This is a genomic window from Parasutterella sp. (assembly GCF_057870745.1).
Genome location: NZ_DBMALT010000034.1, coordinates 1 through 20,541, shown reverse-complemented (window position 1 = coordinate 20,541; position 20,541 = coordinate 1). Strand labels below are relative to the sequence as shown.

Genomic DNA, 20,541 nt, shown 5'->3' with positions numbered 1-20,541 from the left:
AATCTACACGATCTAAGGAACGTTTTGTCTTTTACTGCCTACCTTTGGACGCTATTTACGAGTGCATTAATCTCTTCTACCGTTTTACCCGGCGGAAGCGAGGCACTGGTAGTCTTCGGAATGCACGAATTTCAGACGCATTTATGGATCGTTGTCTTTGTCGCGACGGCAGGAAATACATTAGGCGCATTAATAACCTATGGGATGGGGAGACTCATCCCGAATAAGAAGCAGGAAGCTAGAAGTCTGGAACTGCTAAAAAAATACGGACCGATAACACTGCTTTTTTCTTGGCTTCCTATCGTTGGCGACGGCTTCTGCCTCGGCGCGGGCTGGCTGAGAATTAGCTTTTGGCGCTCTTTTTTGCTGATTCTCCTCGGTAAGTTTGCCCGCTACTTAGTTTTGGCTGCGGTTTCGCTGCATATGTTTTCTTAAGCTGGAAGACTCTAAAAGAAGATCGTTAATTCTTTGGGAAAAACACCTGCAGCCTCGAGTCCTTATACACCTAACTGTCTTGGTAAAACGAATCAAATTTTTAGGATATCTCCTTAAAAAATGAAGATTTTTAGAAACTAACACCCGCCTATATTGAATCTGCGTACTTTTGTAATAGGAGATTTTGGTATGCAGTGTTTGGACGACTTTCGTCTTTCTTTTAAGGGACGTGACTTTTTGCCGCTGATGGTCGGCGGAATGGGAACCAATATTTCGACAGCAAATCTCGTATTGGCGATTGAGAAGCTTGGAGGAATGGCTCATCTTTCTGACGCTATGCTGCCGGATGTTGCAGATCGCGAAATCGGAACACATTTCACAAAAGAGAAGACAATCCGATTCAAGTCAATGATTGAAGAAGCAGACAAGACGGAAGAAAAGTTCAACTTGGAGGCTCTGTCCAGAGTCTCAAAACAATATTTTTCCGATGTGATGGAAAAGGCAACCGGTAAAGGTCTGGTTCTTGTGAATTGCATGGAAAAGCTCACTATGAACGACCCGATCGCCACGCTGAGGGCTCGATTGAATGCAGCATTGGATGCCGGTGTCGACGGTATTACGATGTCTGCCGGTCTGCATCTTTCAAGCTTGAAACTGATGCAGGACAATCCTCGGTTCAATGACGCGCTTTTCGGATTGGTTGTCTCTTCGGCTAGAGCGCTGAACCTCTTCATGAAACGCACGGCATTCATCGGACGCAAACTGGATTATGTGGTTGTTGAAGGCCCGCTGGCCGGAGGACATTTAGGTTTCGGCGAGGATTGGAGAAACTTCAAGCTGGAAGATATCGTTAAAGATGTCGTCAAGCTCGTGAAAGATACCGGACTAAACGTTCCTGTGCTCGGTGCCGGCGGAATATTTTCCGGGAAGGAAGCCGTTGACTTAATGAAAAAGACCGGCGCGTCCGGCATTCAAGCAGCGACTAGATTCACGATTGCTCAGGAAAGCGGTCTTCCCGATCCGGTCAAACAAGTCTATATCGACGCAAAAGACGAAGACGTTGAAGTCAACCATGCTTCTCCGACCGGATATCTCATGAGAATGCTTAAAAACTCTCCGGCGTTAACCGCCAATAATCGGCCGAACTGTGAGTCTTATGGCTATATGCTTTCGCACGGAAGTTGTCCATACCTTAAAGAGTGGCTGGAAAACTCGTCCGAGAAGACCAAATGCTGCTTGTGCACGAATATGCGCAATTACAAAGTGTGGACGTGCGGTACGAGCGTCAGCAGGCTCAAGACGACAACGGTTAGAGGTCAAGACGGGAAGTGGGTTCTTCCGACGGCCGAACAAATCTTCAACGACTATCGATTGGCCTAAACAAATTGATAATCAGGAAAGAGGCGCCAAAGTTTCGAGCGCTTCTTTCGCAAGATAAGCTCGGTTTCATCCTCAAAAGCTAAGCTCCCCTGTGCATGCAATTCGCTCAAAACGTTTTGCCTGAAAAAATTCAGCGAGGCTTCAATCGCTATAATCCACCGAATGTAATCTAACATTAGAGAAATAAATGAAAATTCTTGTCCCTGTCAAAAGGGTGGTCGACGCCAATATTAAGGTCAAAGTCGGACCTGACGGCAAACTCGACGTCGCTAACCTCAAACACTCGATGAACCCGTTCGACGAAATTGCACTCGAACAGGCCGTTCAAATGAAAGAAAAGGGCATTGCCAACGAAGTGATCGCAGTGTCCGTCGGCGATACAAAGTCTCAGGAAACATTGCGCACGGCCCTTGCTATGGGTGCCGATAAGGGCGTTCTCATTCAGACGGACAAGCCCTTTGAAGCAGAACCTCTGAACGTTGCCAAGCTCATCAGCGCTTATGTCAAACAGGTCAATCCTGATCTGATCATCTGCGGCAAACAGGCCGTGGACAACGACTCTAACCAAGTCGGTCAGATGATTGCCGCCATTTGCGAATATCCGCAGGCAACCCACGCTTCTGCTGCCGTGATGAAGGAAGGCAAACTCGAAGTTACACGCGAGATCGACGGCGGCTATGAAGTTCTCGATCTCACGCTTCCGGCTGTAGTGACTGCTGATCTGAGATTGAACGCTCCGCGCTATGTCACGCTGCCGATGATGATGAAAGCCAAGCGCAAGCCGCAGGAAGTCGTCCAGGCTTCTGCTCTGTGCCCCGATCTTCGTGCGCACGTTGAAGTTGTCGGCTATGAAGCGCCTGCAGCTCGCAAAGTCGGCCGCAAAGTTGCCAACGTCGACGAACTCATCGACAAACTGAAGAACGAAGCGAAGGTACTTTAAGGAGCGAAACATGGCCGTTTTAGTTATTTCAGAACATAATCATGCCGCTCTGAACCCTGCGGTTTATTCTTTGGTCACCGCTGCTCAAAAGATCGGCGGCGACATCGACATCATGATCGCCGCTCAGGAAGGCGGGAAGCTCGCAGAAGAAGCAGCCAAAATCAACGGTATTCGCCGCGTGCTGCTTTCCGAGGCTCCTTACTTTGCCGAAGAACTGCCCGAAAATCTTGCCGCTTCCGTCTTAGAAGTGGCAAAGGAATATGATTACTTCCTTTTCGTCGCCAACCCTGCCGGTAAAGCAGCCGCTCCGCGAGTTGCCGCCGTATTAGATGTTGCTCAGATTTCCGAAATCACGGAAGTCGTTGACGCCAAAACATTTAAGCGTCCGATTTATGCTGGTTCTGTCATTGAAACCGTGCGCGCGCTCGACCCCAAAGTTGTTTTAACGGTCCGCGCTACCGCATTTGATGCCGCTCCGACCGGAGAAGGTAAGGCCGAACTTGAAAGAGTGGTTCCCGCTTCTCCTGTGATTAAAGTGACTTTCGTTCGCAGCGAACAAGTAAAGAGCGATCGTCCTGACTTGCAGAACGCCAAGATCGTTTTAGCCGGCGGCCGTGGTTTAGTGGATGAAGCCGAATTTGCGGAAATGGGCAAACTGGCCGACAAACTCGGCGCAGCCGTCGGTACGACCCGCGCTGTAGTCGACGCCGGTATTGCTCCGAACGATTGGCAGATCGGTCAGACCGGTAAGATCATTGCTCCTGACCTCTATATCGGCTTCGGTATTTCCGGTGCCATTCAGCATATTGCCGGTATCAAAGACGTCAAAGTCATTGTGGCTGTGAACAAAGATCCTGAAGCTCCTATCTTTGATGTCGCCGATTACGGCTTAGTCGGTGATGCAATGACAGTGATTCGCGAACTGGAAGCAAAGCTTTAGTCGACACTAAGGCTCAAGCAAAAGGCGGTTGACAACAGCCGCTTTTTCGTTTGCACTGAGTAACAAAACGGATGCAACCCGTTTGTTTAATTGAAAAAATTAGGATAAAATCACGTGTTTTCAGGCGTTAGAAGCCTAATTTTTAAACTTTTTAGAATATAAATTTTTTGAGGTAACTTAATATGGTCGTTATCCGTCTGGCTCGCGGCGGCTCCAAGAAGCGCCCCTTCTACAACATCGTCGCGACCGACTCCCGCAACCGCCGTGACGGTCGTTTCAATGAACGTATCGGCTTCTACAATCCGATGGCATCCGGTGCTGCTCCCCGTCTTTCCATCAATGAAGCTTCTTTGAACGCTTGGGTTGCTAACGGCGCACAGATGAGCGACACCGTTGCTCGTCTCTACAAAGAATTCAAAAAGGCAGCTGCTCCTGCTGCTTAATTGATTTCTGACCGTTTGTGACTAACGAGAAGAATTCCGGCGCCGAGCCTATTGTGCTCGGCGCTTTGCATGGTGCCTACGGGCTAAAAGGCTGGGTTCGCGTCCAGCCTTTTCAGGGTACGTCTGCGCTTTTAGGTTCCAAACACTGGCAGCATGTCCTTCCTGACGGTGAAGTCAGACCCGTGGAACTTGAAAAAGCAAAACTGCACGGCGCCGGTATCGTCGCAAAATTCCAAGGCATCGATACGCCTGAGGATGCGGCGGCGCTTCGCGGTGCAGTGGCCCTTTACCGTAAGGATTTTCCTGAAGCCGAAGAGAACGAATACTACTGGGTCGATTTGATCGGATGCGAAGTCGTCAATAAAGAAGGGCAGAGCATCGGCCAAGTTAAGGGCATGATCGACAACGGTGTTCACGACATTCTGAATGTCAAACGCGCCGACGGTAAAGAAGTTCTCATTCCTTTTGTTGAAGATTATTTGGCAGAAGTGAACGTTGAGGCGAAGAAGATCGTTGTGGACTGGGATCCGTCCTGGGATTAAACCGCATTATGCGTTTTGACATCGTCACGCTGTTTCCGGAAATGCCGCTTCTTATAGAGAAGTTCGGTATAACCGCTCGGGCTGCCAAGCTTGGACTTTGGCAGCTGAAGTGCTGGAACCCGCGTGATTTTGTTTTTGATGCGCATAAGACCGTAGACGATCGACCCTTTGGGGGTGGCCCGGGCATGGTTCTGTTGGCAGAACCGTTGGCTGACGCAGTGGATGCTATCCGCAAGGACGGCAACTACGGCAAAGTTATTGCGTTTGCGCCTTCCGGCAAAACGCTCAATGACGACAAAGTGCGTTCATTGGCCGAAGACAATCAGGATTTGATTCTGATTTGCGGCCGATACGAAGGCATTGACCAGAGGTTCCTGGATACCTATGTCGATGAGACCCTATCGATCGGAGACTATGTTCTCTCCGGCGGTGAGCTTCCGGCAATGGTGCTTATGGATGCGGTAATCCGTCAGCTTCCCGGCGCGATTAAGGATTTGTCGGCTTCCGACGAGTCTTTTTCTACAGGTCTTTTGGATGCTCCGCATTACACACGGCCGGAGGTTTGGCGCGATATGCCGGTTCCGGAAGTGCTGTTGAGCGGGCACCATAAAAATATCCGGGCATGGACACGCAAACAGGCGTTACAAATAACCGCCCAAACGCGTCCGGATTTGGTTAAAATATCGCGCTCGAAGAATTTGCTGACCCGTGAGGATGAGCGAGTTCTGCGAAACATTAAAGAGAGTACGGAATCGTAAAACGTTCCGATTTTTAAAATCCATCCTCTCTGCAGTTTAAGAGATAACAGAGCTGCATGAAGATGGTCATTGGAGACAAAAATGAATTTGATTGAAACACTTGAAAAAGAAGAGATTGCCCGTCTTTCTGAAGGCAAAACCTTCCCGAAAATGAACCCCGGCGACACCGTTGTCGTTAACGTCAACGTCGTTGAAGGTTCCCGCAAGCGTGTTCAAGCTTTCGAAGGCGTTATCATCGCCATTCGCAACCGCGGTTTGAACTCTGCTTTCACCGTTCGTAAGATTTCCAGCGGTGAAGGTGTGGAACGTACATTCCAGCTCTATTCTCCGTTGATTGCCAGCATCGAAGTTAAGCGCCACGGTGACGTCCGCCGCGCCAAACTCTACTACCTGCGCAATCTGTCCGGTAAAGCTGCTCGAATCAAAGAAAAACTGGTTCGCAAGGCCTAATCGGTATTCGGATCTCCGAATTAGAAAAACCTCGTCAGCTTCGGTTGGCGAGGTTTTTTCATGAGCATTTCAAGGTGCATAATGTGCTGCAACAGGTTTGGCAGGACATTATTTTTGCGAGATGAAAAATGAACGATAAGTCTTCCGATTTGATCGATCAGATGCTTCAGGATCGAAGACATATTCATCGACGCCCGGAGCTTGGCTGGACAGAGTTCGAAACGACGTCCTATGTTGCTGATCGGCTGGAGCGTCTTGGAATCGAATATCAATTAGGTATTGATTTCTTGGATATTTCGTCTGTTCAAGGACGAGACGAGAAATTAGTGAATAAGGCGATAGAAAGAGCTTTAGAGCACGGAGTTCCTCAAAGTTTTATCGAGAAGACAGGAGGTTATACCGGAATCGTCGGAATTTTAGATACCGGTAACCCCGGCCCTACCATTGCAATCCGTGCTGACTTAGATGCGGTACCGGTTCAAGAAACTTCTGCGGCAGAACATGAAGCAGTCAAAGGCAATTATGTTTCCGAAATTCCCGGCGTGATGCATGCCTGCGGCCATGATGCACATACTGCGATTTTGTTGGCGGTGGCCGAATGGTCAGCTCGAAACAGAGAGCGTCTCTCAGGCAAAATCAAATTCGTTTTTCAACCGGCCGAAGAAGGCGTCCGAGGCGGCTTAGCAGTGGCTGCCGGAGGAGCTCTTGACGACGTCGACGAAATTGTGTGCTTTCACATCGGGTCCGAGTGTAAGTTAGGAGAAGTCGGCATCTGTGAAGGCGGCTACCTCGCGACGACAAAACTAAACGTTAGCTTTGAAGGCGCTCCGGCTCATGCCGGCTCAAATCCCGAGGCTGGGAAAAGTGCGCTGTTGGCAGCATGCAATGCTGCTACCTTAATCGCCGGAATTCCAAGACACAGCGGCGGATTAACACGTGTCTGCGTCGGAAGGCTCGAAGCCGGAGAAAGTCGAAACGTGATCCCGGCTCATGCTCGTATGGAAATTGAAACCCGCGGTGCAACGAGCGAGTTGGATGCATTCATGGTTGACCATGTTAAGCGCATTGTTCGAGGTACCGAAGCAGCTTTTGACGTCAAGGCAAAAATCGAGATAGTCGGTTCCGCCGCGAATCTGGAAACAGATCCGGATGTATTGGCTCGACTTGCCAAAATTGCTGAGAAGACGGATTTAGTAGAAAGAACGAAATTCATCAGCTTCGTTCCTGCCTCAGAGGACTGCACTTGGCTGATCAGGCGAGTCAGGGAGCACGGCGGAAAAGCCGGATATTTCTTGTTTGGCTGCAACCACCAGGGTCACCACAAAGGAGATTTTTCGATTCAGGATGACAAAACTCTTCCGGCAGCTTTCGAAATACTAACGAGGTACTTGGCTGAAAGAAACGCCAGCGACTGACAGGGAAGTGCGGAAGCTTCAATAGGCTGAGCAGTTCTCCGTCGAATGACGCATAAAAAAGACCTCCGAATCTCGGAGGTCAATTATTTCAAGCTTTGGAAAAAATCAGCTACTTCTAAGTCAACTAACTTTGAAGAACGTTCTTGATCTGATCGCTGGTTCTCATCAGATCGTATGTCTGACTGTCGTCAAAGGCGGCGAAGACGGTACCGATACGGTCGGTGATGACATACATGTCGTCAGGTGTCTTTTCAATCCATCCCAGGTCGACGAGCTTAGCGAGTTTACGACGAACAGTTTCACGAGGAATGCCGGTAACGTCCGAAATCGAGAGGGCGTTGCAGGGAAGGTACTGTCTCTGACCGTTGAACGAAGCAGGCTGGTAGCCGCGGCGTTCGTCGTAGAAGCGTTCTGTATTGCGGGAAGCGATTTCGCCGAGAACTAAGCAGAGCGTCAGGTCGCCGTCATAGGCCTGATACATTGCGCGAAGGCGGCTGGTCATGAAGCGAAGAAGCAGGACGGATAAAATGTCTCGGTGAGAAGCATAGGTTTCAGGAGAGACACCGGCGGGAATTCTGAGTCCGGACGGTAATTCGGTCGGGAAAGCGGCTCTGTCTTTCGGTGTGCGACGTGTTCTTAACATTTTGTTTCTCCTATGTAACTTTTTGAATCCCTTGCTGAAAACTTTGTTTGTTTTCGTTTACGATGAAGTCATCATATCGGGAATTCCCGAGGTGAGCAAGTAGAAACCCATATTTTTGTATACCGTAAATACGTTATATAAGTAGAGTTACATAGGAGATTATTAGGAAAAAGATTTAGGGATTACTCCTAAAACGCCCGTCGTTACTGGCTTCGCAATTATTTGAAACGAATCTGCTTTTCTTTAAAAATACCCGAAATGAATTTGTAATTAAATGTAAATCGAATGTAATTCTCTTCGTCAGCTAATCGAAAAATTTGATTTGTCCGATTAAAACTATTTTGGTAAGGTAATAATCACAAGAGTTTCAAGACTTTTTGATTTGTATAACAAATATTTGTCCGCTTAATAAGCGTCGAGATAAGGTTAATAGGGTTGAGAACTATTTTGGTTGTGGGTGCCTTGACAGTTACCTTGCTTATCTTTTTCGTCCTACTAACTTGTTGTTTTGACAAACTTTCAATTCATTTCCTGTAATACCTAAAATTAGGTATCTTTAGTTATTGTTCGAACAAAAATCACATTTTTACGCGAGATCTTGTTATTTAAGGGAACCTATAGGTTGAAATCGGTTCTCTGTTCAACTCAAAACTACCTCTCTCCGGATAGTTCGAGTCTTGTTGGACGACTTCCTTTTAGGCAAAGAAAAAGCCGGACGCGTCCGGCTCAAACGTGAGTTAATGACGATCTCAATAATTGTTCTTTTCTGCAGCAATCGCTTTTACGGCAAGTTCCTTGTAAAAGGCATAACGGTCAGGATCGATTTCTCCTTTTTCGACCGCCGCCTTAACGGCGCATCCGGGTTCATTTAAATGCCGGCAGTTGGTAAACCGGCAGTACTCCACGCGATCCCGAATCTCCGGCATACCGCGCATGATGTCGTTTAACGTTAAATGAGACAGGCCGAATTCCTGGAAGCCTGGGGAGTCGACAATGGCGCCGCCTTCATAGTTGAACCAGCGGGCGGCAGTAGTTGTCTGTTTGCCGAGATTTAAAGCAACCGAGTATTCCTGAGTTCTTTGATCAGCGTCTTTGACGAGCAAATTCAAGATGGTGGATTTGCCCATGCCGGACTGACCGATTAAAAGCGTCACCTTGCCTTTAAAAAGCGGCTCCAGCCTCTTAACCGTGCCCTCGGGATCCTTGGTTGCAGATACTTCTACAACCTCGGCTCCGAGCTCTTTGAGCTGGTTGATGAACGGTCGGACAGTCGGCTCGTCTTCTGTGAAGTCCGTTTTGTTGCGGATCATCAGAATATGAATGTCCGCGGTTTCCGCTGCCAGCATGGCCTTCCAAATGAAATGCGGGTTGTAAGAAGGCCGTGTCGCAAAGACAACCGCGACCTGATCGATATTGGAAGCAAGCGGTTTGGTTCTAAGTTCATCACTGCGATAGAGCAGGGAGCGCCGCTGTTCGATTTTTTGAATTGAGACTTGTTCAGCCGATGTTTGAAGACAGTCGACAATATCACCGACAGCCAGGTCAACCTTTTTACCCTTGCGGGTTGCTTCAAGCACCGTACCGTCTTCTTTCTCAACAAAACTGTGACGGCCGTGGGAAGAAATCACACGCGCTTTAAACCAAACCTGCTCTTTCATGCTTTGCTCATTTCTTTTTGGATCGTTGCAATTCTGATCGCGGCATCCGGATGGGAAGAATAGAAGGCCGAATACAGCGGGTCAGGTGTCAGCGTAGCCGCATTGTCGGAGAAAAGTTTTACCAACGCACTAATGAGGGCACCTCCGTTGCTGTAGCGAACAGCAAATGCATCGGCTTCAAACTCATGCTTGCGCGAGAAAAGACTTGTCAGCGGAGCGAGCGGGAACAAGAAAACCGGTACGGCAATCGAGAAAAGAATTAAGGCAACGCCGTGGCTGGCTCCGTGAGAGAGCGTGACTCCTAAGCCTTCGTAGAACCAAGAGCAGTCGGCAAGAACCGACAGAATCCAGAAGAAAAGCAGAGAGAAAGCAAAGCTGAATGCCATCATCTTGTAGATGTGATGCAGCTTATAGTGGCCGAGTTCATGGGCTAAGACGGCTTCGGTTTCTTCCGGCGTCATCTTGTTGAGCAGAGTGTCAAACAAAACGATGCGTTTATTTCTTCCGAAGCCCGTCATGTAAGCATTGCCTTTGGCGCTGCGCTTTGATGCATCCATCACATACAGCCCCTTAGAAGCAAAGCCGATTCTGCTGAGCAGCCCTTCAAGTCGAGTTTTGAGTTCTCCGTCAGGCAGCGGCGTGAATTTGTTGAAGAGCGGAGCGATAAACGTCGGATAGATCCACTGCACGGCAAGAATAAAGAGGATGTAGGCAAGCCACGCCCAGAACCACCAGAATTCGCCTGCAGCATTCCAAATCCAAAGAACCGCGGCAAGAATAGGAATACCGAGAACTAAACTTAATACGGCTGATAAAAGCAAGTCTTTGATAAAACGAGCAAGAGTAGTGGTGTTAAAGCCATACTTCGCTTCGATCTTGAAAGTGGAATACCAAGAGAAGGGCAGGTCGATCAAAGAAGAAAGAAAGCCGTAGCACATGATAATGACAATCTGTGCCCAGGTATCTCCGCCGAGCCAGCCTGAAACTTCTCCGTAAATCCATTGGATCAATCCTCCGATAGTGGCGATCAAGACAAAACCTAAATCTGTGATTCGTGCCAGCTGACCAAATTTGATTCGTTCGACCGAGTAGTCAGCAGCCTTTTGATGGGCTTCTAACGTAATCTTGCCGGCAAAAGCTGCAGGAACTGCACCTCGGTTAATCTGAATCGACCGTACCTGACGTCTGTCCAGATAGTATTTGAGAACAAAGTTCCCGAATAAAAATAAAAGAAAGACAATCTCAAAAATTTCTGCTGAGTTCATTGTTCTGATTAGAAAAAAATTGATCCGAAAATTATAGGTGACTAAGTGTTGTGCGCTCAAAGTATGCACAGAGTTGAGCGGAGCATCGCAATGAACTAAACGCCGTGGATATACTAGATTTTTGGTAACTCAATAGACTTAAGGAGGTCAACCATGATTTCCTTTCAAAGCCTGAAGCTCTTGGCGGCTTCCTCATTCCTCGCGGTGTGTGTTTCTTTGCCGTCCCATGCCGGAGTTCATGTTAATGTTAACGTCGGTATCGGAACGCCCGGCTACTATGGAGTCCTGCCCATCCAAGGCGTGACGCCTTCTTTGTGGAATGCCAATCCGATTGTAGCGATCGGCGCGGCATTGGCGGGCGCCCCGATTTATCTGACCGTCCCCGCTAATCATCGCCGTCATTGGAGACGTTACTGTGCCGAATATGGTGCCTGCGGCGCTCCCGTGTATTTTGTGAAACGCAGTTGGTACAACAAGCATTATCGTCGTGCCACTCCTCCGCCGCCACCTCCCGGCCCAGGTTATGCACCTCCGCCTCCACCTCCGCGGTATCATGCTGTTCCTCCTCGACACTATGGAGCACCACCGCCCCCGCCGCCGGGCAGACATGCAAGGCCGAAACACGATAGGGGTCCGCAATGGGATCATCGTCCGCCGCCTCGTGGCCCGCATGCCGGTCCTAGACCCGCGAAAGGTCATGACTGGGATGACCATCGCGGCCCCGGGCGTAAAAGAGGCCATCATAAAGACGACTAGAGCTTTGAATCCGATGTTCCGACAGCTAGGATTCTCTTCGTTTGTTCTAAAATGCCACGAAAGATCGATTAATACAAAGAGAGAAATATGAGCAATAACGGTTTTGGAGTCGAAAGAGATCCGCTGTTCAACGAGAACAATCTGATATGGATGGACCTGGAGATGACCGGCCTAGAGCCCCAGATCAACCGCATCCTTGAAATGGCGGCCGTCATTACCGATCCTCAGCTCAATGTGATTGCCGAAGGACCGGTGGTCGCAATCCATCAGGATGCTGCCATTCTCTCCAACATGGACTCTTGGAATACCGCTACACATACCCGAAGCGGCCTTGTCAATCGCTGTCTGGAAAGCAAAGTCACGGAAGACGAAGCCGCTCAAATCTTTATTGACTTCTTCTCCAAGTACGTGCCGGCAGGAAAGAGCCCCTTGTGCGGCAATTCCATCGGTCAGGACCGCCGTTTCATGGCACGCTGGACACCGCGTCTGGAGCAGTTCTTCCATTACCGCAACCTCGACGTTTCTTCGTTCAAAGAATGCGTCAAACGCTGGTCTCCGGAAGTAATGAAGAAATATCAGAAGACTTCCCGTCACGAAGCCTTATCCGATATTTATGATTCCGTCGAGGAACTTCGTTTCTATCGTCAGGAAATCATGAAGATCTGATCGTTTTCATGAAACCAAAAACACGAAAGCCTCGGAAATCCCGAGGCTTTCGCGCTATTTAGAAGCGATTAAGACTTCTTCGGTTCTCTGTTGAGCCGGAGAATCAGAGAGGAGGTATCAAATCTGCCTCCGCCCATGTTCTGAACTTCACCATAGAACTGATCGACAAGTGCGGTCAGAGGAAGGTCTGCGCCGGTCTTGCGGGCCTGCTCTAAGCAGATGCCTAAATCCTTGCGCATCCAGTCCACAGCAAATCCGAAATCAAACTTGCCTTCAATCATTGTGTCGCCGCGGCGATGCATCTGCCAGGAAGAAGCGGCACCTTTACCGATCACATCCAGAACCGTGTGCATGTTGATGCCCGCGGTCTGCCCGAAAGCAATCGCTTCTGCTAAGCCCTGAACAACGCCGGCGATACAGATCTGATTGCACATCTTGGCAAGCTGTCCGGAGCCGACCGGTCCGATTCTGCGAATCGAGCACGCAAAAGCGTCCGCAATCGGTTTGACGCGTTCAATGATTTCTGCATCTCCGCCGCACATTACGGTAAGACTGCCGCTGACTGCGCCGTCCTGGCCGCCGGAAACCGGCGCATCGACAAAATGCAGTCCTAAAGATTCAGCTTGGGCTGCCATTTCTTTAGCGACTTCAGCTGAATCCGTAGTGGCATCCCAGAGGACGGCGTCTTTTTTCATGCCGGCGAAAGCGCCGTTTTCTCCGAGAAGCACACTGCGCAGATCGTTGTCATTGCCGACACAAGTAAAGACGACGTCTGCATCCTGAGCCGCCTCACGAGGTGTGGGTGCAGATTTGCCGCCGAATTTTTCTACCCAGGCTTCGGCCTTGGAGGCTGTGCGGTTATAGACAGTCACCTGACAGCCGGCATGCAGGAGATGTCCTGCCATCGGAAAGCCCATTGTGCCCAGGCCGATAAAGGCTACTTTGGTTCCTGCAGGAACCGGGGAATAGTCTTTAACTTGAAAATACATTAGCGAACACCTCTGATTTTTGTGATTTCTCCGGCAACTTTAACAACACGGCGAGCGAGTGAAGCGGTCGGATCCACAATGGCGGCATGTCCGTCTCCGAGCTTGATGTTGTCAGTTTCTTCCAGAATTAAAGGCAGCTCCGTGCAGCCGAGAATAAGAGCTTGAGCGCCTTTATCTCTGACCAAATGCTCGGCAGCTTTAAGCAGAACTTCTTTGCAGTGGCCGTCGGTAAAGCCGGCTTTGACGCCTTTTTCACCGTAAATAGCTTCCATGACCATGGCCTGATGCTCTTTATCAGGAACGACCATGGCAAGTTTCATGGATTTGGCTTTGCGGCCGTAAATGCCTGTCTCAATGGTTCCGTCAGTGGCCATCAAGCCGATGACGACATCCGGTCCGAATTTATCGCGGATCTCTTCGAGCGTTACCTGCTGCATATTGATGAGCGGAACGCTTAAGTGCGGGACGATGGTTTCAAAGTAAGCGTGCGCGGTATTGCAGGCAATCACGATTGCGTCAACCGCATCTTTCTCGAGCTTGCGGCAAGCGGCATACAAAGAAAGTGTGGGATCCACGCCGCCGTGAAGCAGGTATTTGGTACGGTCAGGAATCTGGGGATTCTGTTCGACGGCAACTTTGATGTGTTCCTGGTCATTCTTAGCAGGAGTTGCCTTAGTAATTTTGTCGTAAAGGTCGACAGTGGCAGCCGGTCCGAGACCGCCGACAATACCGATCTTGAAGGGTTTAGGAAGTTTTTCCCAATCGGTGAAGCAAAGGTAGGAAACGTAGGCGCTCATGGAATCCAAAACGTTGTAACCCTCGGACTTCAGAGCGGCCGCAAATAATGCCTGCATGACGCAAGTCGGGAAAACCAATTCGGCGCCTTCGCTCAGAAGGTTAGAGCAGACTTTGCCGAAGAGTTCACAGGCTTTCTTCTGATCGGGAATCACTGCACAGTGAGAGCCGCTTTCGAGTTCGTCGAACACTTCGAGCATAGCTTCGCTCGGATAAACCCATTCCACAGGGACTTCGCGGCTGACGGTTTCTGTAATGAGTTTGGCTTTATCTGTATCCGGACGGCCGAGATAACCGAGTTTCTTAACAGGATTCTTCTTGAGCTCTTCGATGCAGGCCTGAAGGATATCCGTCACAGGAGTTGTGATTTCTGTTTGAACTTCATTTAAGAAACTGATGTTTCTGAAGTTGCACAGTGCGATGACTTGAGCGCCTTTTTCAATGAGCTGATACGACTCTTCCAAAACGCGAATCTTAACGTCGCCTTCTTGGACTAACTTCGGAGCGTCTGCATCCGGAGAAGACCAGTCGAGATCTACAAGTTCAATGCGGGGACGTGAACCGTCAGGAAGGAAAGTGGATTGGAGTCTTTCCTTCAAGGCTCTGACGAAGGGGGCGGGACTAAAACTTTGGCTGATGCCGATGACTTTATGGTTCATAGTTACTCACCGTTGTTAGATTCGGATAAGTATAGAGCCGCTGTAACGTTTTGACACCTCTAATTTTCCTTAATAGCTTCGGCGCCAGGCATTCATCGGAGAAACAAAAGAATTGAGCCCGCATATTACGGGCTCAAAAGCAAGAATCATCGAAAAAACCGAAGTCTTCGGTCATGAAAAACATCGTTCTCTATTTTTGTCCGTCATTCTTAGGCTGGCTGTAATGATGGTGGTTAGAGCTTCTCTGTTCTCCGGTGACGTCCGAAACGATGTCGGATTCGATCGAATTTTTAGACAGCTTCTTAAGAACGGTCTCGGTTTTGGCGGTCGGCTGGTCTTTATCGTTGACCGTGGCAGAAACGGACAGCCAAGTCTTGCTCATCGCAATACCAACGGCAATAACAACCGGTCCCAGAATAATGCCCATGAATCCGAACGCCAGCACGCCGCCGAATACGCCTAAATAGATGAGCGACAAGGGCAGGGAAGCGCCCTTGGAAATCAGGATCGGCTTTAAGAAGTTATCCACACTGGAGACTGCAAGCGAACCCCAAAGCACGAGGAAGATCGCCATGCCGACTTCGCCTTTGTAATAGAGCCAGAAAGCAGCAGGACCCCAAACTAAGGGAGGCCCGATAGGAACGGCAGATAAGACGAACACTGCGACACCCAATGTGATGGCGCCGGGAACACCTGCGATCCAGAAGCCGATTAAGGCAACGACGCCTTGGCCGGCAGCACTTCCGACAATGCCGAAGACGACGCTGCGGGTTGTGTTGACGATAATGTCGCGAACTTCGGCACCGATGCTGCCGCTCATGCGCGTTAAGAGTGCCAAAGATTTTTGAGAAAGGACTTCGCCGTCGCGATAGAAGAAGAAAATCACGAACAGCATGAGGAATAACTGGAGAAGTCCGTCGCCTAACATCACGGCACCTGCAAGAGCCGCGCGGCTCACAGGATCAAAGAGCTTTTGTGCAATGGCGGCGAGCTCCTCTTTATTGCCCAGCAGATGCGCAGCTTGTGTGTAGGCCCATTCACCGACAAAGGGAATTTCCTTGAGTTCTTCTGGAACAGTAAAGCCAGAGGCAATCCATTCACGCACATAACGAATTAAGGTCGGGATTTCCTGGGCCGATACTAAAGATAATCCGGCAATCGGAAGCACAATAAGGATGGCCAGCAGGGACACCATGATCAGTGTCGCAACAAGATTCCTGCCTCCGACTTCCTTTCGGACTCGTTTAAAGAGAGGCCAAGAGACGATCGCGATCACAGCCGCAACCGACATCGCTGTTGCAAAGGGCCAAACGACTAAAAAACAGCCGATGGCGATGAATGAACCGAAGAGAAACCGCACCACATAATCGGCACGGTCCCTGAGGGAAGGCAATAGCATGACTCTCAATAAAAAATGATTTAGGAAAATTTTAGTTGAAATGTGCTTTGCAACACGGAGTTGTTCTGATTTTAGGCACTAGGGAGCTTCTTCATCGAACAGCAAGGTTTCGTCCCTTGATTGAGCAGGTACTGACTGCCCCATTCGTACATCGACTCTAGAATCGGCCGAAGAGAGGTTCCCAGCGGCGTTAGGGAGTATTCAACTTTCGGAGGAACGACGGCATAAACCTTTCTGATGAGCAGTCTGGCATCTTCCAGCTCTCGAAGCTGCTGAGTCAGCATTTTTGGCGTTGCCGACGGAATCAGCCGACGCAGTTCGGAAAAGCGCAGTGTCTTGCCGATGAGGTTCCAAAGAATAAGCGTTTTGTATTTGCCGCCGATCAAAGAGAGTGTGGCTTCAACGGGACAATGGAACTCTTCAGACTGAAAAGCTTCAGAGGGTTCGGATTTAACTTTATCCATAGTATCTAAAAAGTAACTATCTATCAAAAACGGAAGTTCTTGCGTAAAAGATAATAATACTTAGAATGATTTCGTTCGACAACGGAATTAAATATGAAGAAGAATTTTGATGTCACCGGAATGACGTGTTCAGCCTGCTCTAATCGAGTAGAGAAGGCTGTGTCGCACGTACCCGGCGTTGAAGACGTGAACGTCAATCTGCTGAAAAACAGTATGACCGTCGATTACGACGAAACTAAAACCGGCCTGGAGCAGATCATTCAGGCGGTGACGGACGCAGGCTACGGTGCGAGCGAAAAGCAGGCCGCGGGTTCTCCTGCTGCTAAATCCGTCGATCCCGCGCTGGCGGCCAAAAAGGAAGCCGCACAGATGAAGACTCGTCTGTACGTTTCACTCTTTTTTGCGGCCATCCTCATGATGCTGGCAATGGGTCCGATGGTAGGGATGCCGCTTCCGGAAATCATGTCCGGAACAAAGGGTGCACCGATCAATGCTCTGACACAGTTCCTTTTAGCTCTGCCGGTTGTCTTTGTGAATTTCAAGTATTTCACGGTCGGATTTAAGACGCTCTGGCAAAGATCTCCGAACATGGATTCTCTTGTGGCGATCGGATCTTCGGCCTCCATGTTGTTCGGACTCTTTGCGCTTTACATGATGCTCTATGCATTAGGACAAGGCGACGAGGCAACACTTCATCATTACGCGCACAACTTGTACTTCGATTCTGCCGCGATGATCCTTGCCCTGATCACATTGGGCAAGTACTTCGAATCCAGAGCTAAACATAAGACGACGGACGCCATTTCCCAGTTGATGTCCTTGGTTCCTGATAAAGCTGTCGTTTTAAAGGATGGCAAAGAGACGGAAGTTCCGGTCAGTTCCGTTCAAGTCAGGGACATCGTTGTCTTAAAGACTGGCAGCCGAGTGCCGGTCGATGGAATTGTCGTTAAAGGCTCGGGCGCCTTGGATGAATCTTCTCTTACCGGAGAAAGCATTCCTGTAGATAAAAAGGAAGGAGAAGAACTGTCCGCTTCGACGCTTCTGACGCAAGGCTATATCGAAATGCGGGCCACGAAGGTCGGCGGTGACACAGCCTTAGCCCAGATTATTAAATTGGTGGACGAGGCGACTTCCACTAAGGCGCCGGTCGCCCGCTTAGCAGATAAAGTCAGCGGAATCTTTGTTCCGACAGTCATCAGCATCGCAATCATTGCTGCCATCGTTTGGATGTTGTGCGGATATTCCTGGGAGTTTGCGCTTGAGATTGCTGTTTCCGTACTTGTGATTTCCTGCCCGTGCGCATTAGGTTTGGCGACCCCGACCGCCATTATGGTGGGAACCGGTCGCGGTGCACGAAACGGTATTCTTTTCAGAAGCGCAGAAGCCATCGAATCCTTAGAAAAAGTCGATGCCGTGGTTCTCGATAAGACCGGAACAGTGACTTCCGGCAAACCTTCTCTGACGGACGTCATAGCTTTCGGGAACGTAAAACCTGAAGAACTTCTCACGCTTGTCGCTTCTGTTGAGCAGAAATCCGAACATCCTCTGGCGACTGCCATTGTCGAAGGTGCTAAAGCGCTCAATCTTTCTTTGAAGGAAGCTTCTGACTTTGTCCAGCAGCTTGGCAACATTTCCGGGACCTGCGACGGCAAATCAGTCCGTATCGGCAATAAGTCGGTGATTTCTTCGGAAGATGCTAAAACGAAAGAACTTGCAGACGGACTTGCCGACGAAGGAAAAACGCCGCTTTACGTCATCGCTGACGGCAAAATGGTCGGACTGTTAGCGATCGCGGATCCGATTCGTCCGGACAGCAAGCAGGCGATTGAAGCCATGCAGGCTAAAGGCAAAGAAGTTTGGATGCTGACCGGCGATAATGAAAAAACCGCCCGTGCCGTGGCTACTCGTGTCGGTATCAAGAACGTTCGAGGCGAAGTCAAGCCTGCCGCCAAAGAAGCCGTTGTTCGCGAACTTCAGGCTCGAGGAAAGAAAGTTCTTATGGTGGGCGACGGCATTAACGATGCTCCCTCACTGGTTAGAGCAGATGTCGGTGCTGCTATCGGCGCCGGAACCGACGTAGCAATTGAAGCGGCGGACGTTGTGCTGATGAAGAGTCGTTTGTCTGACGTGGTTAACGCTTCGGCCTTGTCTCATTCGACAATGCTCAATATTCGTGAGAACTTGTTCTGGGCGTTCATATACAACATCATCGGCATTCCGGTTGCTGCAGGCGTTTTCTACACGGCTTTCGGATGGATTCTGAATCCGATGATCGCGGCAGCAGCGATGAGCATGAGCTCCGTGAGCGTGGTAACGAACGCGCTTCGTTTGAGAGGCTGGAAACCGGTACTGAGAGATTCAGGAAACAGTGATAAATCTTCTGATCAAGTATTGCTTCCCTCACTCCGGCAGCTGGCCGATGTTGCTGTTGAGGCTGAACAAAAGGACGCAACGGGCTTCGTTTATAAAGTAGGCGTCGAAGACATGATGTGCGAACACTGTGTCAAAGCAGTTAAAGGCGCATTAGAAAAAATTCCGGGCGTAGTTTCTGCCGATGTTTCATTGGAGCAAAAGAGTGCTGTCGTCAGCGCAAATCGTGCCTTGTCTGAAGAACAGCTCACGGACGCGATCAAAGCGGAAGATTATGAAGTGACGTCTTTTGAAGCGATTTCCACACCTAAAGAAATCGTATCAATCAAGATTGAAGGCATGACGTGTGAGCACTGCGTGAAAGCGGTTACCAAAGCACTTTCCGCAATTGACGGCATCACGGTACAGTCGGTTTCGCTTGAAGATGGAGTTGCCAAAGTCTCAGTTCAGGAAGGTTTTGATACTGAAAAGTTAAGGAATGCTGTGACAGAACAGGGCTATAAGGTAGTGACATGCTAAATAAACTATTGGAACAGATACAAATGATGATCGGTTACCAAAAGTCAAAGAAGATTGGGAGGTTCATTACTTTATTTTTCGCCATCTCAGTTGGTACATACTTGCTGTTGGCGCTTTCTTTGTTCATTCTATGGCTATATGGCTGGGACCATATGGAAGATCCTTTTGAAATGAAAGAGTTTCTTAAAATTTACTTCCCGGCTATGAGCTGTGTCTCAGGGGTTACAGGTACTGTCATTGGTTCATGGCTTAAGGATCAGTCAATTTTAGGTCCATTTGATCCAGGAATAGAGGCGACGTATTTACGTCAAGGAGAGAACACCTTAAGAATTAGTTTTCCGTGCGTTCCGCGGCCTTTTATCTTATACAGCATTCAACTTCCAAGAGGTTGGATTTTCACGTCGAGCGGAAAAAGTTTCCTATTGGTTAACTGCCAAATTCAATTTAGAGAGCAACGCAACGCGCCTCAAGAATTGGATTTTGAGGTTTCCTCCCCTCAAAGGTCGCCTGCGGATTATTGCTTGCCCATGGACCTATTTACATCACTAAGGAGTAAACCGATGCAAATAGAGGCGGTGCTGAAATGATGCAACAGTTTTAATAACACCCGAGTTTGACAGTGGATTCTAGCTTTATCCATTGAGAAGCTAGAATCCATCAGGCTTCTCAGAATTCTAAAATTTACGTCGGAGTAGCTACAACCTTTGTTAGTGGCAAATGCAGTTTCCTCCTTAAGGCTGACGGACTCTCAACTCGGTTAAGGACCTCCAAATTAAACAGTGTCGACATCCGATCAAATAAACCGACCTCATAAAGCCTCATATAGAACGGTACCTGAGGGTTGATATCGTCATAGACGACCTCAGCTGTCCTTAAGGCTTCCAGCATCTTCTCGTGAGTTATCTCTTCTTTGCCCAGTTCGTTCTTAAAGGTATAAAGCATGTACTTTTCAAAGACTAGGCTGATAAAGCAGCTCAGGAAGTGACCGTAGATGTGAGGATCGGTCCAGACAAAGCAGGGACGAGCCTCGAGGTATGTCTTACTGACTCTGAAGC

Annotated in this window: 20 protein-coding genes and 1 pseudogene; 13 read left to right on the top strand and 8 right to left on the bottom strand. The window is 49.1% G+C overall.

Annotated features, from left to right (window positions below; all coding sequences use genetic code 11):
• Window positions 1-24: 24 nt before the first annotated feature.
• The 9 genes from ACZND6_RS09535 (at window position 25) to ACZND6_RS09495 (ending at window position 7,303) form a co-directional block, all read left to right on the top strand.
• Complete coding sequence (locus ACZND6_RS09535) at window positions 25-435, top strand: YqaA family protein (protein WP_293737873.1); 411 nt, start codon at window positions 25-27, stop codon at window positions 433-435.
• A gap of 189 nt (window positions 436-624) precedes the next feature.
• The gene (locus tag ACZND6_RS09530) at window positions 625-1,815 is read left to right on the top strand and encodes a nitronate monooxygenase (protein ID WP_293737874.1); all 1,191 of its coding nucleotides are present in this window, start codon (window positions 625-627) and stop codon (window positions 1,813-1,815) included.
• 187 nt (window positions 1,816-2,002) lie between these two features.
• Entirely contained in the window at window positions 2,003-2,755 is a 753-nt protein-coding gene (locus ACZND6_RS09525) for an electron transfer flavoprotein subunit beta/FixA family protein (protein ID WP_293737875.1), read from the top strand.
• A 10-nt stretch (window positions 2,756-2,765) separates the two neighbouring features.
• Window positions 2,766-3,695: an electron transfer flavoprotein subunit alpha/FixB family protein gene (locus ACZND6_RS09520; protein WP_489524606.1), complete on the top strand. Its 930-nt coding sequence runs from the start codon at window positions 2,766-2,768 to the stop codon at window positions 3,693-3,695.
• 182 nt (window positions 3,696-3,877) lie between these two features.
• A complete protein-coding gene (gene rpsP / locus ACZND6_RS09515) occupies window positions 3,878-4,138 on the top strand; it encodes a 30S ribosomal protein S16 (protein WP_008811113.1) in 261 nt (86 codons plus the stop codon).
• A gap of 17 nt (window positions 4,139-4,155) precedes the next feature.
• Window positions 4,156-4,680 carry a ribosome maturation factor RimM gene (gene rimM / locus ACZND6_RS09510; protein WP_008811114.1) on the top strand — a complete coding sequence of 175 codons (525 nt, stop codon included), beginning with the start codon at window positions 4,156-4,158 and terminating at the stop codon, window positions 4,678-4,680.
• Window positions 4,681-4,688: 8 nt separating this feature from the next.
• Window positions 4,689-5,438: a tRNA (guanosine(37)-N1)-methyltransferase TrmD gene (gene trmD, locus ACZND6_RS09505; protein WP_489524605.1), complete on the top strand. Its 750-nt coding sequence runs from the start codon at window positions 4,689-4,691 to the stop codon at window positions 5,436-5,438.
• A gap of 81 nt (window positions 5,439-5,519) precedes the next feature.
• On the top strand, window positions 5,520-5,888 hold the full coding sequence (gene rplS, locus ACZND6_RS09500; protein ID WP_008811116.1) for a 50S ribosomal protein L19: 369 nt from the start codon (window positions 5,520-5,522) through the stop codon (window positions 5,886-5,888).
• A gap of 128 nt (window positions 5,889-6,016) precedes the next feature.
• The gene (locus ACZND6_RS09495; protein WP_489524604.1) at window positions 6,017-7,303 is read left to right on the top strand and encodes an amidohydrolase; all 1,287 of its coding nucleotides are present in this window, start codon (window positions 6,017-6,019) and stop codon (window positions 7,301-7,303) included.
• Between the two features lie 124 nt (window positions 7,304-7,427).
• Here ACZND6_RS09495 and ACZND6_RS09490 read toward each other — a convergent pair whose 3' ends face one another.
• The 3 genes from ACZND6_RS09490 to ACZND6_RS09480 all read right to left on the bottom strand — a co-directional run bounded on the left by ACZND6_RS09490 (window position 7,428) and on the right by ACZND6_RS09480 (window position 10,869).
• Window positions 7,428-7,946, bottom strand: coding sequence for a cyclic nucleotide-binding domain-containing protein (locus ACZND6_RS09490; RefSeq protein WP_293738210.1), 519 nt, complete (start codon window positions 7,944-7,946; stop codon window positions 7,428-7,430).
• A gap of 749 nt (window positions 7,947-8,695) precedes the next feature.
• A complete protein-coding gene (rsgA, locus tag ACZND6_RS09485; protein WP_300875430.1) occupies window positions 8,696-9,604 on the bottom strand; it encodes a ribosome small subunit-dependent GTPase A in 909 nt (302 codons plus the stop codon).
• On the bottom strand, window positions 9,601-10,869 hold the full coding sequence (locus ACZND6_RS09480; RefSeq protein ID WP_300875433.1) for a M48 family metallopeptidase: 1,269 nt from the start codon (window positions 10,867-10,869) through the stop codon (window positions 9,601-9,603). Before ACZND6_RS09480 ends, rsgA begins: the two co-directional genes overlap by 4 nt.
• A 153-nt stretch (window positions 10,870-11,022) precedes the next feature.
• On the opposite strand from ACZND6_RS09480, the gene ACZND6_RS09475 reads away from it, so the two are divergent.
• Window positions 11,023-11,625, top strand: coding sequence for a hypothetical protein (locus tag ACZND6_RS09475; RefSeq protein ID WP_489524603.1), 603 nt, complete (start codon window positions 11,023-11,025; stop codon window positions 11,623-11,625).
• 87 nt (window positions 11,626-11,712) lie between these two features.
• Window positions 11,713-12,291 (top strand): oligoribonuclease, encoded by a 579-nt coding sequence (gene orn / locus ACZND6_RS09470; protein WP_300875435.1) that lies wholly within the window; start codon window positions 11,713-11,715, stop codon window positions 12,289-12,291.
• Window positions 12,292-12,359: 68 nt separating this feature from the next.
• On the opposite strand, the gene ACZND6_RS09465 is transcribed toward orn, so the two are convergent.
• From ACZND6_RS09465 to ACZND6_RS09450, 4 genes are all read right to left on the bottom strand, one after another.
• The gene (locus ACZND6_RS09465) at window positions 12,360-13,280 is read right to left on the bottom strand and encodes an NAD(P)-dependent oxidoreductase (protein ID WP_293738219.1); all 921 of its coding nucleotides are present in this window, start codon (window positions 13,278-13,280) and stop codon (window positions 12,360-12,362) included.
• A complete protein-coding gene (gene cuyB / locus ACZND6_RS09460; RefSeq protein ID WP_443898213.1) occupies window positions 13,280-14,734 on the bottom strand; it encodes a cysteate racemase in 1,455 nt (484 codons plus the stop codon). The genes ACZND6_RS09465 and cuyB overlap by 1 nt, the downstream gene beginning before the upstream one ends.
• 190 nt (window positions 14,735-14,924) lie before the next feature.
• Window positions 14,925-16,133 carry an AI-2E family transporter gene (locus ACZND6_RS09455; protein WP_008811124.1) on the bottom strand — a complete coding sequence of 403 codons (1,209 nt, stop codon included), beginning with the start codon at window positions 16,131-16,133 and terminating at the stop codon, window positions 14,925-14,927.
• Between the two features lie 71 nt (window positions 16,134-16,204).
• Window positions 16,205-16,597: a winged helix-turn-helix transcriptional regulator gene (locus tag ACZND6_RS09450; protein ID WP_008811125.1), complete on the bottom strand. Its 393-nt coding sequence runs from the start codon at window positions 16,595-16,597 to the stop codon at window positions 16,205-16,207.
• A 93-nt stretch (window positions 16,598-16,690) separates the two neighbouring features.
• Here ACZND6_RS09450 and ACZND6_RS09445 point away from each other — a divergent pair, with 93 nt between their 5' ends.
• On the top strand, window positions 16,691-19,486 hold the full coding sequence (locus tag ACZND6_RS09445) for a heavy metal translocating P-type ATPase (RefSeq protein WP_418571517.1): 2,796 nt from the start codon (window positions 16,691-16,693) through the stop codon (window positions 19,484-19,486).
• Window positions 19,487-19,509: 23 nt separating this feature from the next.
• Entirely contained in the window at window positions 19,510-20,073 is a 564-nt protein-coding gene (locus ACZND6_RS09440; protein ID WP_370747984.1) for a hypothetical protein, read from the top strand.
• 94 nt (window positions 20,074-20,167) lie between these two features.
• Here ACZND6_RS09440 and ACZND6_RS09435 read toward each other — a convergent pair.
• Window positions 20,168-20,541, bottom strand: a pseudogene (locus tag ACZND6_RS09435) (IS1634 family transposase); the annotation flags it as partial.